Below are 13,948 nucleotides of genomic sequence, written 5' to 3'. Positions count from 1 at the left end.
CTACATTATATTACGTTTGCCAATAATTTGCATATTTGCACATTAACTCATTTGCACATTTATAAATTTGTTTTTCTCCATAATCATCCCCCTATACAATCGTCCGCAAGAAATTGACGAATTGCTTTATACACTCACTCAGCAAACGTACAGGCAATTTGAAGTTTTGGTCATTGAAGATGGCTCGAAGGACACCGCAAAAGAAATTGTTGAGGGATATAAGGATCGACTTGAAATAAGCTATTATTTTAAGGAAAACGAGGGGCAGGGTTTTGCCAGGAACTTTGGTTTTGAAAGAGCTAAAGGCAGTTATTTTATTGTTTTTGATTCGGATTGCTTGATTCCGGAAGATTATTTGCAAAACGTTAATAATTATATCCTTGAACATCAGCTTGATGCGTATGGAGGACCCGACGCGGCGCACCATTCTTTTACCCCGATACAAAAGGCAATAAGCTATGCAATGACTTCTCCCTTTACCACAGGCGGCATCCGGGGAAACAAAAAAAATCTTGGTGGCATGTTTCATCCCAGAAGTTTTAATATGGGAATTTCGAGGAAAGTATGGGAAGCTAGTAAAGGTTTTATTCTTACCCGTTTGGGTGAAGACATCGAATTTAGCATTCGAATACATTCATTAGGATTTAAAATCGGTTTAATACCCGACGCCATTGTATTTCATAAAAGAAGAACCAGTTTCAGGCAATTTTATAAGCAACTGCATTTCTTCGGAAGAGCAAGAATCAATGTCTTTAAGTTTTTCCCATCCGAGTTAAAACTGGTGCATTTTTTTCCGGCCGCATTTACTATTTTTCTGTTTATAACGGTGTTTGCCAATGCGATTCAGCATCCTTTGTCGATTATCACCAATTTTATACTCTCAGTATATATTTTGTTAATATTTTTTCACTCATGGAGTGAAAACAAATCTTTAAATGTTGCATTTTTAAGCATCTTTGCAGCGCTAATCCAGCTTACTGCTTATGGCTTGGGGTTTATGCAGGATTTTATTAAAAGAATTATTTTAAAACGTTCATGATAGATTTTCTTAAGGAAAGTACTTTTGCTGTTAAAGATGTTATACAATCTGCCAGAGTTATCTTGCGTAAGTATTATTTCTCGATAGTAGGACTTTGTCTTTTATTGTTCTTAATTCCAACACTTTCAAGAGTGTTAGCTAATCTTTTAAGTGATATAAATCCGTTTCTGAAAATTTTCTTTCTTTTCCTCTTTGTCCTTACCTATTTTGGTTTTCAGTTAACCATTATCAAATACATTTTCCATGCTCTGGATAAGGAAGAAAATGATGTCTCTTTTATGAAAGCGACACCAACTACCAAAGAAATTATTGACTTTCTTCTTGGTACACTCTTTTTTCTGATCTTCTGTATCCTGGTGCTTTTGGTTTTCTTTTTAATCGGATTTCCAATCATTTATACAGGAGTGGAGATAACATCGGTAGTGCAGTTTGCAATGTCTCTGGCAACGCTGGTAATCTTTATTGCATCAGTAAGAGTGGTGTTCTTTCCGTTTTTTATCATCGACCGCCAAATCAATCCATTGAGGGCATTACGCTTAAGTTTAGCCATTACAAGGGGGAATTTCACTAAGTTATTGCTTCTTTTATCCTTCTTTGCAATATTTCACATCTTGTATCTGTACCTGGAATATAATGAGTACTTAGGATTGAGTCTGGTAGTGCTTTTTATAAATTCTTTCTTTGTTATTCCATTGTCGAGCGTTGCTTTAGCAATAGCTTATCGTGGTATGATGAGCGAATACACAGGTGATCAGGATCCTGATGTGATGGACAATATCATCTAATTTATGGGAATAAAAGCAGCTTTAAGTAAGCCTTTTGCAGCTTTTGCAGTATGGCAGATTGATAAGTGGAAGAAGAACGCGGTTGCTGCGCAGGAAAAGGTTTTTCAAAAACTGATCAAGACCGCGCAATCCACAGCTTTTGGGAAGGACCACGGTTTTTCGAAAATACACTCTTACAATGATTTCAAGACAAAGGTTCCAGTACGAGATTATGAGGATCTTAAACCCTACATTGAGCGGGTAGTGGAGGGCGAACCCGACGTCTTATGGCCCGGTAAACCTGCTTATTTTGCAAAAACATCGGGTACAACATCGGGAGTAAAGTATATCCCTTTATCTAAGGAATCTATGCCCGAGCATATAAAAGCCGCCAGGAACGCATTGTTGACCTATATTCATGAAACCGGGAAAACCGATTTTGTGGATGGGAAGATGATATTTCTTCAGGGAAGTCCAATTATGAAAGAACATGCCGGTATCAAAACCGGAAGACTATCGGGCATTGTTGCGCATCATGTGCCTGATTATCTTCAGAAAAACCGGCTTCCTTCTTACGAAACCAATTGTATTGACGATTGGGAGAAAAAAGTTGATGCTGTTGTAGAAGAAACGTTTAACCAGGATATGCGCCTGATTTCTGGTATTCCGCCATGGGTGCAAATGTATTTCGACAGACTTTCGGCGAAGGCTGGCGGGAAGAAGATCAAGGATATCTTCAGGAACTTCAGTCTTTTTGTGTACGGAGGAGTAAACTTCGAACCTTACAGGGCAAAAATGGAAGAGGTAATTGGTAAGCGGGTCGATTCAATCGAGACTTATCCAGCTTCGGAAGGATTTATTGCTTACCAGGATTCGCAGAAGGACAATGGGCTTTTGCTTCTGGCTGATGCCGGGATTTTTTACGAGTTTATACCTGCTGAAGATTTTTTCAACGAAAATCCGGCCAGACTGTCTCTGGCAGAAGTAGAACTTGACAAAAACTATGCACTGATATTAAATACCAATGCAGGTTTATGGGGATACAGTATAGGCGATACCATAAAATTTGTATCCCTGAATCCGTATAAAATCATAGTTTCCGGCCGCATTAAGCATTACATATCCGCGTTTGGCGAACATGTTATAGGTGAAGAAGTTGAATATGCATTGCTATCTGTCGCGAAAGAAGAGGGGGTGGAAATAACCGAATTTACGGTTGCACCACAGGTGAATTCAATAAATGGTGAGCTACCTTATCATGAATGGTTCATTGAGTTTTCCAAAGCTCCGGCAGATATGGAAGTATTCCGATTAAAAGTAGATGAAGCTCTGCAAAAGAAAAATATCTATTATTTCGATTTAATTGAAGGAAAAATTCTTCAACCCTTAATTATACGTAGCTTAAAGGCAGACGCGTTCAGAAATTACATGAAAGCAGAAGGTAAACTTGGCGGACAGAATAAAGTGCCGCGCCTGTCTAACGACAGGAAAATTGCGGAAGAGTTAAGTAGGTATATTAATTAGGCGCTTTTTCATCGCCGACTAAGGAGAGATCTTTATACGGTAACAGGGAATAAACCTATAAGGTTTAAGTATAACATTTGTAGCATAAGATAATTTTGATTAAAAACATTGCCATATTAGGTTCTTCCGGTAGCATCGGTACACAAGCTCTCGAAGTAATCAGAGAGAACCCTGACCGCTTTAAAGTTTCTGTATTAACCGTTCATCATAACGCAGAGTTGTTAATTAAACAGGCTTTAGAATTTTTACCTCATACTGTAGTAATTGTTAATGATGCGAAGTATGAGGAAGTAAAATCTGCTCTTTCGAAAACAGAAATTAATGTTCTGTCGGGAGAAGATGCCCTTGTTGAAGTAGTTCAGTATAACGAAATCAGTATAGTATTAACTGCCTTAGTGGGTTTTTCAGGCTTACAGCCAACTATTGCAGCTATAAAGGCCGGGAAGGACATTGCTTTGGCTAATAAAGAGACTTTGGTTGTCGCCGGAGAGCTTGTGACTCGCTTAGCGAAAGTAAACGGAGTAAGAATCCTTCCGGTTGATTCTGAACATTCCGCGATATATCAATGTCTGGTGGGCGAGGAGAATAATCTGATTGAAAAAATTTATCTAACGGCTTCGGGCGGGCCTTTCCGGGGAAGAGATACCGCTTTTTTATCATCAGTTACAAAGAATCAGGCCTTAAAGCATCCTAACTGGATTATGGGCGCAAAAATCACCATCGATTCTGCAACATTGATGAACAAGGGTCTGGAAGTAATTGAAGCAAAATGGTTGTTTGATCTGGAGGTTTCTCAAATAGATGTTATTGTTCATCCTCAATCCATTATCCACTCCATTGTTCAGTTCAGCGACGGTTCTATGAAATCGCAAATGGGTTTACCAGACATGAAGCTGCCTATACAATATGCTCTGGCTTATCCGCAAAGAATAAATAATAACTTTCCACGTTTTGATTTCTTACAATATTCTCAGTTATCGTTTGAACAACCTGACAAAACTACATTCAGGAATCTTGCATTAGCTTTTATGGCCATAGAAACAGGGGGAAATATGCCATGTATCATAAATGCAGCCAATGAAGTGGTTGTGGCTGAGTTTTTGAAAGAACGAATCGGGTTTTTAGAAATGAGTGACGTTATAGAAAAGTGTATGAGCAGTATGGGGCATTTAATTGACCCTTCTTTAGAGGATTATATTGAAACTGACAAAGAAACTCGCATTTTAGCGCAGCATTTAGTAACAAACTATCAGAATACAAATCTTAAATAAAATCTTAAATACGAATGGACGGACTCGTTATGACAGGCCAGCTTTTGCTGGGATTATCAATATTAATAGTATTACACGAGCTGGGGCATTTTTGGGCCGCTCGTGCTTTTGGAATAAAAGTCGAAAAATTTTATTTATTCTTTGACGCATGGGGCTTTAAATTATTCAGTTTTAACTATAAAGGTTGTGAATATGGAATCGGCTGGCTGCCTTTAGGGGGCTATGTGAAAATCGCAGGTATGATCGATGAGTCTATGGATACTGATCAGCTGGCGGGCCCGCCTCAACCCTGGGAATTTCGCTCTAAACCAGCCTGGCAGCGACTAATTGTTATGCTTGGCGGCGTTACCGTAAATATTATTCTGGGGATCTTTATTTTCTGGATACTTACTTTCAAATACGGCGAATCCTATACTCCTAATGATAAATTAGTTAATGGTATTGCCCCGGGAATTATCGGCAAAGAAATCGGCCTTCAGAATGGAGACAGAATTGTTGAAGTCAATGGAAAAAAGATTGTTCGTTTCGAGGAAGTGGCCAGTTCCAAAGTATTATTAGGAAACAGCGAACTTACTGTACAACGCAATGGTGATACTAAAACCATTAAAGTTCCTGGCGATGTGTTAGAGAAAGTCTCTGATTATGGTATCGCGGAATTTGTGGCACCAAGATTTTTAGCTTCAGTAGGAGAGGTTGTGCCTGCCAGTAACGCAAAGAAAGCGGGACTAGAGGTTGGTGATAAGATCGTAAGCATTAACAGAAAGCCGGTTAAGTTCCTGGATGAAGTACGAGACGAATTACAGGCGCAGAAGAGTAAAACTGTCGAACTTGGTGTTCTGCGTTCGGTTGATACAGTAAGGTTAGCTACAGCAGTTGATACAGCCGGTCAGATTGGTTTTAAACCTGATGGTCTTGAAATTCCTCAGGAGAAACAGAAATACGATTTCTTTACATCCCTTCCGGTTGGCGCATCTAAAGCCTGGGGGTCTTTTACCGATAACGCTAAGGGTTTAGGCAAGGTAGTATCCGGACAGGTAAAGGCAAATAAGGCATTTACAGGTCCGGTAGGTATAGCCAATATGTTTGGGGCAGAGGTAAACTGGATTAAATTCTGGAGCCTTGTAGGTTTGCTATCTATGGCTCTGGCATTAATGAACTTATTACCCATTCCTGCTTTAGACGGTGGGCACGCTGTGTTTCTGGTAATCGAAATGATTAAAGGCAAACCTTTAGGCGATAAGTTTATGGAAAAGGCACAACTTGTAGGCTTCGTAATATTAGTTGCCCTTATGGTATTTGTTTTAGGAAATGATATTCTTAAATACGTGATAAATTAATGCAGTGTCGTGCTGAGTTTGTCATGCTGAGCTTGTCGAAGCATGCAGAAAAACCTTACATATCATGTTGATTAGTATAAGTATTAATTAAGGATGAATTATTACGAATTTTACGGAATTCCGGAATCTTTTAATGTGGATGAAAGCGGAGTAAAACGTAAGTTTTACGAACTAAGTAAAACCTATCATCCTGATTTTTATATCAATCATACTGAAGAGAAGCAACAGGAAATACTTGAGCTTTCGACGATCAATAATAAAGCATACCAGGTTTTATCAAACCCGGTTAAGCGCTTAGAGTATATTTTAAAGATTCACGGCCATGCTTTAGAAGGGGAGAAGTATCAGCTTCCCCAGGAGTTTCTTATGGAAATGATGGAAGTGAACGAAGCCCTGATGGAGCTGGAATTTGAACCTGACGCTGTTGTTTTAGAGAATACTTCAAAACAAATTGCTGTTATTGAAGAAGGGATATTATCTGAGCTGGATGCTTTTACCAGAGCTTTTGATGAGGGAAAGGAAGGGGAAAAGGAGAATTTTCTTCTGAAAATCAAGGATTTATATTACAGACAAAAATACTTATTGCGAATACGCGAGAGTTTGAATAAGTTTGCTACCCGATAGCAGTATGCCCAGCTGGCGGAATTGGTAGACGCGCTGGTCTCAAACACCTGTGGGAAACCGTGCCGGTTCGACTCCGGCGCTGGGTACTAAACGGAAAATGTCCGAATTTGGAAAGGGTTGCTCATAAAAAAGCAACCTTTTTTTGTTGATTTTCAGTACGTTATCCTAGAAGGTAGGGTCTATAAAAGCGGTTCTAAATGACCCGTCACCCCATAGCAGACTATCTTTGAACACCCCCCGAATTAATGTATGCTTTTGAGTGATGTTCCCTTTTTCATAAGTTTCATAAAGGTTCCCTAAGTTTGGCAGAATGCGCTCGACGATATCATCACTATTATCAGTTGCTTTTTTTGTGGTACCATTTAGCTGATACTCCAACACTGCTTTCTCTTCTTTGAATTTTTGGAACCAAGTCTTGTAAGTAGAAGTCTCTATTTCGTTATTCATCAGGCGCTCTTCCAACTTGAATATCTTCTCGTTGATTTCCTTTATAGCTTTTATTTTCTCATCATCTCTTTTTCGTTTTAACTTCAACGGTTCGACCAATAGTGCTTTGGTAGTTTCACGCAAGAATCTGATTTGATGTGGTTGGAAGCCTAATGCTTTTAATAGTTCTTCAAATTTGGTGTGTAACAGGTCACCAGGGATATTAATATTAGTATGTGTAGTGCATCTGTAGTACAAATAGTATTGCCTCCTGCCTTTCGTCCAGCCTGCGGTCATGCTTTGTCCGCACGAACATTTTAATACCCCTCGTAAGGGAAAATCTTCAGCCGGTTGTATCCGTGTTCTCCGTTTAGTTGCGTTTAGCATACTTTGTACAAGCCAGTATTCCGCTTCAGATATAATTGGCTCGTGAATTGCCTTAACGTATTTTTCTGGAAGTTCTTGAAATGCCGGAACTTTTATCAAGCCAGCGTAAAACGCAATTTTGAAGAATATCTGATATGGCGCTTTTTCCAGTAAAGGTAAATCCGAGAGCCTTTACATTTTTAAATGATATACTGCGGTACTCCCAATGTGTAGTCTCTAAAGATTCGCTCAACAATCTGAGCTTTCGGGCTATCTATTTCAATCAAATTTCGCTTGGTTCCATCAATGATATTTCTGTAGCCAAAAGGTGCACGACCTAGATATCTGCCGTTTTCCTTGGCATTCCTTACACCTTGTTTAGTCCGTTTCCTGATGTTGAATAGCTCCTTATTTGCCATCATATAATCAAGAGCTCGTTTCATAAATACATCCGGGTCAGATGTATCGAGATCAACACGTTCACTTGTAGAAAGCACTTTAACACCGTGTTTCTTTTCAAGTTCTGCAATTTTCATTAAAGCCTCAGGTAGGTTTCTGCTAAATCTATCGTGGTCTAGTACTATTAAGTACTGACACTCGCCCCTATACTTCTTTAAATAGGCTTCTAAGGCATTATAATCGGGACGGTCGAACGTATGGATTCACCATTATCTTTAAATACACCTAAGACATTTAACTTATTTCTTTTACAGTATTCTCTAATTGATGATTCCTGGTATTCTAAAGATTTTGATTGGTCTTTAGAGCTGAGCCTCATATATCCAATGGCATTCATAACTCTTCTTTCAAAATGATTTCAACAATGACGTTTGCTATTAAAGTTAGCAAATTCTCCTCGCTTTTGCTGAGGTTTTTTTCATTTTTTTTATGCTTGTGAAGGGGAATTCCAAAGTCTTCTGTAAGTTGATCTATGACTAAAATAGGTTTTGCCGGTGGGTTTGTCTTGTTTGGAAAAAGGTCCATATGCAACGGATTATTGTACAAAAATGCATCAGGATTGAACAGGTAACTCGCAAGGGATACGCAAGTTGCGAGAGAAAAATACGGCAAGCCTGTCTTCAGGCGTGAAAGCTCGTCTCTCTTTTTTCATGATTCCTAATTTAATGGTTTAAATTGTTTTTTAAATTTAGTCCAGTCTTTTAGGGGGCTAGTACACAAACCTTCAAAACTAATATGGGCTGTTATGGTTTACATAAAGTCAGCATATTAACTCCCGTTAATTTAAGTAATAGATTTTTTAATATACCTGGAGTACAACACCAGATTATGAGTAAAACGATTATAATTTCAAACAGGTTTCCCGTTAAAGTATCTGAAAAGAATGGCGATTTCGACTTGAACCCTGCTGAAGGCGGATTAGCCACAGGATTAGGGTCTGTATACAAAAATGGAGATAACGTTTGGATCGGCTGGCCTGGTTTACAAATAAATGGCGAAAAGAATCAGTTAATTATTAAAGATCGCCTTTCAGAATTAAACCTCTTACCGGTTTTTTTAAGCTCGCAGGAAATTTCAGAGTTTTATGAAGGATTTTCTAATGAAATATTGTGGCCAATTTTCCATTACTATGCACCCACTCATTCGGATTATAAGCAATCTAACTGGGACTATTACCAATCTGTAAATCAAAAGTTCTTTGAGGAAGTGATAAAGGTTGCTCAGGCGGGGGATAAGATATGGATTCATGATTATCAATTATTATTACTGCCGGGACTTATCCGTGCGGCACTACCTGATGTTTCAATAGGATTTTTTCTCCATATTCCTTTTCCGTCTTTCGAAATTTTCCGGCTTATTCCGTGGCGTTGCGAACTAATCGAGGGTATGTTAGGAGCCGATCTTCTCGGCTTTCATACATTCGATGATGTCAGTCATTTCCTTGATACAGCGGTGCGTTTACTACCGGTTGCCTGCTCTGCTAACGAGCTCTCTGTTGATGGTAGAATTGTAGTTGCCGAATCATTCCCGATGGGCATAGATAATGAAAAATATGCTTCTTTAACCACTCAGCATAACGTGGTTAGAGAAATCGATAAGTTACAGGAAGCTAATAAAGGCAGGCGTATGATCCTGGCGATTGATCGTCTGGACTATAGTAAAGGGATTCTGCAACGGCTTCAGGCGTTTGAAAGATTATTGCAATTGCATCCTGAATACATTGGAAATGTAATACTTCATATGATTGTGGTACCTTCAAGGGATAACGTACCACAATACCGGGAACTTAAAGAACTTATTGACAGAAAAGTTGGTGAAATAAATGCCAGAAATCGTACAATAGACTGGGTACCAGTTCACTACTTTTACCGGTCTTTCCCTGTAGAGACCTTAGCTGCATTATATCATAATGCGGACGTCTGTATGGTAACACCAATGCGTGATGGTATGAACCTGGTTAGTAAAGAATATGTAGCTAGCCGCACACAAAACACCGGAGTCTTAATATTAAGTGAAATGGCAGGTGCGTCAAAAGAATTGGTGGATGCACTGATCGTGAATCCAAGTAATATTACGTCCATGGCCGACACTATCTTTCGAGCGCTTACTATGCCGGAGGAAGAACAAAAAAGACGAATGAAGCTGATGAGACAGGTAGTGGCCAAGTTTAACATTTATCATTGGGTGAAAATATATATGGAGAAGCTGTTAGAAGTTAAAAATCAACAGCACTCAATGAATACCCGGATAATTAGCCCCATTACTGAACAGGCGATAAAAAAGGTGTACAATAAGGCGAATAACCGCATAATCTTTCTGGATTACGATGGCACTCTGGTTGAATTCAAACCTGAAATAAATTCTGCAAAACCTGATGCGGAACTTTACGAACTACTCGATCTCTTGCATTCAGATCCATCTAATTATCTTGTCCTGGTTAGCGGAAGGGATCATAACACACTTGAAGAATGGTTTGGTCACATGGATTTAAACCTTATCGCTGAACATGGAGCATGGCAAAAGCGAAACGGAAACTGGGAGAGCGTTCAAGGTTTAAATGATCAATGGAAGCAGGATATTTATCCCGTCCTTGAAACATATATGGACAGAACACCTGGAGCTTTTATAGAAGAAAAAGACTTCTCTCTGGTGTGGCACTACCGAAAGGTAGAGAAAGGCCTTGGAGAATTGAGAACCGCTGAATTAATGAACAACCTCAGGTATCTTATTAATGACCGTGGACTTCAATTACTACCGGGAAATAAAGTTGTCGAAATCAAAAACATCGAAATTAATAAAGGAAAGGCTGCTTTGGCACAACTACATAACAAGGAATACGATTTTGTGATGGCTTTTGGTGATGATCATACTGATGAAGATATTTTTAAAGTAATTCCAGAAAGCTCTGTATCGATTAAAGTAGGTAGTAATATTTCCTCCGCCCGGTTCTACCTCCGAAGCCCTGTAGAGGTCCGTAAATTGTTAAGAGACCTAATAGAACCCGTTGAAGTTCAATAAAGGAATGGCTCATGAACTCCACCTATTAAGAGATATTTGTTCTATTTATGCTTTAACACTTAATACAGGTATAGGTGAATTATTGATAACTCTCTCTGTATAATTGCGAGTAAAAAAGGATGTGAAACCCTTTTTTATCGTCGCTGAAATAATGATCAGGTCTGAATCCTTTTCGACTGCTCTTTTAACCACTTCTTTAGCCGGGTCAATACTGCTGCTAATTTCAGTTTCAACCTTGATTTTGTCTTTGGATAACAGATTATCCACTTTCTGACTAAATTTAGCAACAACGCTCATCTCAGACAGATTTTTCAATGCACCGAATATTGACACTTTAGCCTGATTCTTTTTAATGATTGATAATGCTATATCTAATTTTTGCATTGCTGACTGAATCGGACGAATAGGATAGAATATATTCTTAAAATATAATGACCACTTGCCCGATGGGATTGTTAGAACCGGACATGAAACTTTTTTCAAAATTTCATATGCACTGTTTCCAAGTAAAGAAAACGGACTGGAGCTTTTTTGAAGGATAATAAGGTCGCAATAAAAATCTTTTGCTTTGGTAGCGACTACTTCATGAAATACACCGGTACCCGTATGAAAAAAGCAGTTGATATTGCTTTGTTCCTGAATTTTCTTAGCATGCTTTTCCAAATTATCCGCTCGTTCAACTTCAGTTTTTAACATGTTTAGGAACGTAACGTGTGTTTTGCCAGGCGGATAAATAAATATGCTTTCCTTTTCAACATGTAATAAATGTAAGTTGGCATGATGTCTTTTGCACATAGCAATTGCTGCATAAATAGCACTGTCTGCAGAATCAGAAAAATTTATTGGTACGAAGATGTTTTTTAACTGCTTTGTCATGGCCTTATATATTGACTAAAGTGTAAATAATCGCCCGAACAATAATTGATTGATGAATTGCAAATTAGGTGTCACACCGATGATTGCGTAGAACTACAATATGAAAAGTAGGAGTTTTATCGTTCTGGTATCTAATTAAACAAGAATATCATTTAAAAATTGTTTAAAACATAAGTTTTACTGAGAAGATTGGACTCCCATACTTGCATGTATGAAAACTTTTTGTTGCATGCATCCGTTATTAATAATCGCAAAAATTGAGGTTTTAACTAAATAAAAATGGATATTCGACAATTTGAGATTCAATTTTTAAATCCCTCAGATAATGAGGAGAGAACTCTGGTGGTTAATCATCACACCGAAACATTTGATTTGGAGCTTGATGGTTCAACAATCTCTATCATAAACAATGGAGATAATTCATGGAGTTTGGTTGAAGGGATTTAGATCAAATATCCGTGAATATTATCGGAACGGCGGTCGAAACGGCTTTAAGGGGTAGCAATTAAAGCCTTTAAAGCCGACCAAGGTTTTGACCAGTCCATCCATAATTGTCTAGGATAGTCCGCCTTTTTACAGCTTGAAGTGATAGCTTTATTTCGCACGATTATATTCAAAGCTTCGTTATGTGCAGATGGGCAAATAAAATAGATATATTATGTCGCTTATTTTATTATCCAAACCCTGCACCCGCTATCCTGTTATACCTTAAGATAGTTGCAACATTATCATGGAGGATGCATATGAGAAATACTTGGATTATAACTATGGTTACTGCTTTAATTGCTTCTATTATCACCCTCGCCGGCTCTGAATATCTGCATCAAAGAAGAGATAGTACCCCTCGTTCTGAAACTGCCGGAGTTAAATTTGCTAACAATCCTTCTAAAGCAATTTCATCTGAGGGAAATCCAGATTTTATCCGATCTGCAGCAATAGTAGCTCCGGCTGTAGTACACCTGAAAACAATTTACGAGCGGCCTGAGCGCGGACGATCCACTGCGCCAGGCTATTTTAATAGAAGCCCCGGGCAGGATGGCGTAGTTGGTGGTTCAGGTTCAGGTGTTTTAATCTCTACAGATGGATACATCATCACTAATAATCATGTGGTTGAAGGTGCTTCACAAATAGAGGTTGTACTGACCGATAGAAGGACTTTAGCAGGAAAAGTTGTAGGGACCGATCCAAGTACTGATCTGGCGCTAGTAAAAATAGATGGTAGGAATTTTCCTATCGTCTCACTTGGAAATTCAGATAAAGTTCAGATAGGGGAATGGGTATTGGCTGTTGGATATCCACTCTCTCTAAACTCTACTGTTACAGCTGGAATAGTAAGTGCAAAAGGTAGGAGGATTGGTATTTTAAGTACGCCGAGCGCAGGAGCCACTTCTATGCCTGGTACTGCAATCGAATCCTTCATCCAAACTGATGCGGCTATCAATCCGGGGAACAGTGGAGGTGCTTTAGTAAATGTTTCAGGTGAATTGATCGGAATTAATGCAGCTATAGCTTCTCAAACTGGTAGCTATACGGGTTATGGCTTTGCGATACCTATAAATCTTGCCCGCAAGGTAGTAAATGATATAAGAGAGTTTGGGGAAGTTAAACGCGGGTATCTGGGCGTAAGCTTCCCAGCACCGGCAGTTGAAGACCAGCTATTAAGACAGAAGGGAATTAATCCGGGGACCATAAAGGGAGTATATATAACAGATGTCAAACCAGGAGGCGCCGCAGCTTCGGCAGGATTAATGCCCGGAGACGTAATTCAGCAGCTAAACGGACAACAAGTACACTCTTCCGCAGAGTTTTCTGAGCGCATAGCACGGCACCGTCCGGGGGATAAAATCACTCTTTCTTATCTGCGTAATGGAAAAGTAAATCAGGCAACCGCTGCTTTGAAAGGAGAAGAATCGTTGTCCGCAATGATGGAGAAAAATAATAAAGTCGGCCGTGAACTCCAGCAGCGATTTGGCGCTAGCTTTATTCCTATTGATCCCGCTATACAAAAGAAATTTAGGTTAAGCAGCGGGATCATGATTACCGAATTGAAACAAGACGGCTTCTTCTTTCAGGCGGGAATTCCTGAAGGAACTATTATAACAAGAGTAAATGGAAAACCTGTAAATACTGTAGAAGAGTTCAATTATTTACTTGGTACATCACGGAATGGCATCATACGCATGGATGGTATAACACCTGATGGTGCCCGATTTATGTTTAATTTCCCCTTAGGTGCTTAATCAA

At 39.0% G+C, this 13,948-nt stretch carries 13 protein-coding genes and 1 tRNA gene; 10 read left to right on the top strand and 4 right to left on the bottom strand.

Going from position 1 to position 13,948, the window contains the following annotated elements; all coding sequences use genetic code 11:
* The first annotated feature begins 67 nt into the window (after positions 1–67).
* The 7 genes from WG906_RS12610 to WG906_RS12580 all read left to right on the top strand — a co-directional run bounded on the left by WG906_RS12610 (position 68) and on the right by WG906_RS12580 (position 6,645).
* Positions 68–1,039: a glycosyltransferase family 2 protein gene (locus tag WG906_RS12610; RefSeq protein WP_339993026.1), complete on the top strand. Its 972-nt coding sequence runs from the start codon at positions 68–70 to the stop codon at positions 1,037–1,039.
* Positions 1,036–1,824, top strand: coding sequence for a beta-carotene 15,15'-monooxygenase (locus WG906_RS12605; protein ID WP_339993025.1), 789 nt, complete (start codon positions 1,036–1,038; stop codon positions 1,822–1,824). Before WG906_RS12610 ends, WG906_RS12605 begins: the two co-directional genes overlap by 4 nt.
* Positions 1,825–1,827: 3 nt before the next feature.
* Positions 1,828–3,327, top strand: coding sequence for a GH3 auxin-responsive promoter family protein (locus tag WG906_RS12600; RefSeq protein ID WP_339993024.1), 1,500 nt, complete (start codon positions 1,828–1,830; stop codon positions 3,325–3,327).
* 98 nt (positions 3,328–3,425) lie between these two features.
* Positions 3,426–4,598: a 1-deoxy-D-xylulose-5-phosphate reductoisomerase gene (locus WG906_RS12595; RefSeq protein WP_339993358.1), complete on the top strand. Its 1,173-nt coding sequence runs from the start codon at positions 3,426–3,428 to the stop codon at positions 4,596–4,598.
* Positions 4,599–4,612: 14 nt separating this feature from the next.
* Positions 4,613–5,935 (top strand): RIP metalloprotease RseP, encoded by a 1,323-nt coding sequence (rseP, locus tag WG906_RS12590; protein WP_339993023.1) that lies wholly within the window; start codon positions 4,613–4,615, stop codon positions 5,933–5,935.
* Positions 5,936–6,028: 93 nt separating this feature from the next.
* Entirely contained in the window at positions 6,029–6,559 is a 531-nt protein-coding gene (gene hscB, locus WG906_RS12585) for a Fe-S protein assembly co-chaperone HscB (RefSeq protein ID WP_339993022.1), read from the top strand.
* Positions 6,560–6,565: 6 nt separating this feature from the next.
* Positions 6,566–6,645, top strand: a tRNA-Leu gene (locus tag WG906_RS12580).
* A gap of 79 nt (positions 6,646–6,724) precedes the next feature.
* Here WG906_RS12580 and WG906_RS12575 read toward each other — a convergent pair.
* The 3 genes from WG906_RS12575 to WG906_RS19485 all read right to left on the bottom strand — a co-directional run bounded on the left by WG906_RS12575 (position 6,725) and on the right by WG906_RS19485 (position 8,129).
* The gene (locus WG906_RS12575; RefSeq protein WP_339993021.1) at positions 6,725–7,471 is read right to left on the bottom strand and encodes a recombinase zinc ribbon domain-containing protein; all 747 of its coding nucleotides are present in this window, start codon (positions 7,469–7,471) and stop codon (positions 6,725–6,727) included.
* Between the two features lie 80 nt (positions 7,472–7,551).
* Positions 7,552–8,013, bottom strand: a complete 462-nt coding sequence (locus WG906_RS12570; protein ID WP_339993357.1) for a recombinase family protein — start codon at positions 8,011–8,013, stop codon at positions 7,552–7,554.
* Positions 7,977–8,129, bottom strand: coding sequence for a recombinase family protein (locus WG906_RS19485; protein WP_431844483.1), 153 nt, complete (start codon positions 8,127–8,129; stop codon positions 7,977–7,979). The genes WG906_RS12570 and WG906_RS19485 overlap by 37 nt, the downstream gene beginning before the upstream one ends.
* 509 nt (positions 8,130–8,638) lie before the next feature.
* Between WG906_RS19485 and WG906_RS12565 the strand changes: the two genes are divergently transcribed.
* On the top strand, positions 8,639–10,828 hold the full coding sequence (locus WG906_RS12565) for a bifunctional alpha,alpha-trehalose-phosphate synthase (UDP-forming)/trehalose-phosphatase (protein ID WP_339993020.1): 2,190 nt from the start codon (positions 8,639–8,641) through the stop codon (positions 10,826–10,828).
* A 45-nt stretch (positions 10,829–10,873) separates the two neighbouring features.
* Here WG906_RS12565 and WG906_RS12560 read toward each other — a convergent pair whose 3' ends face one another.
* Complete coding sequence (locus WG906_RS12560) at positions 10,874–11,704, bottom strand: universal stress protein (protein WP_339993018.1); 831 nt, start codon at positions 11,702–11,704, stop codon at positions 10,874–10,876.
* 279 nt (positions 11,705–11,983) lie between these two features.
* On the opposite strand from WG906_RS12560, the gene WG906_RS12555 reads away from it, so the two are divergent.
* Together WG906_RS12555 and WG906_RS12550 are read left to right on the top strand one after the other, a co-directional pair.
* A complete protein-coding gene (locus WG906_RS12555) occupies positions 11,984–12,151 on the top strand; it encodes a hypothetical protein (protein WP_339993017.1) in 168 nt (55 codons plus the stop codon).
* A 320-nt stretch (positions 12,152–12,471) separates the two neighbouring features.
* Complete coding sequence (locus tag WG906_RS12550; protein ID WP_339993016.1) at positions 12,472–13,944, top strand: trypsin-like peptidase domain-containing protein; 1,473 nt, start codon at positions 12,472–12,474, stop codon at positions 13,942–13,944.
* Positions 13,945–13,948: the final 4 nt, after the last annotated feature.

This window comes from Pedobacter superstes, from assembly GCF_037622515.1.
In the GTDB taxonomy this organism is placed as follows: domain Bacteria; phylum Bacteroidota; class Bacteroidia; order Sphingobacteriales; family Sphingobacteriaceae; genus Paradesertivirga; species Paradesertivirga superstes.
The sequence above is the reverse complement of the archived record's forward strand: the minus strand, read 5'-3'. Positions and strand labels throughout refer to the sequence as shown.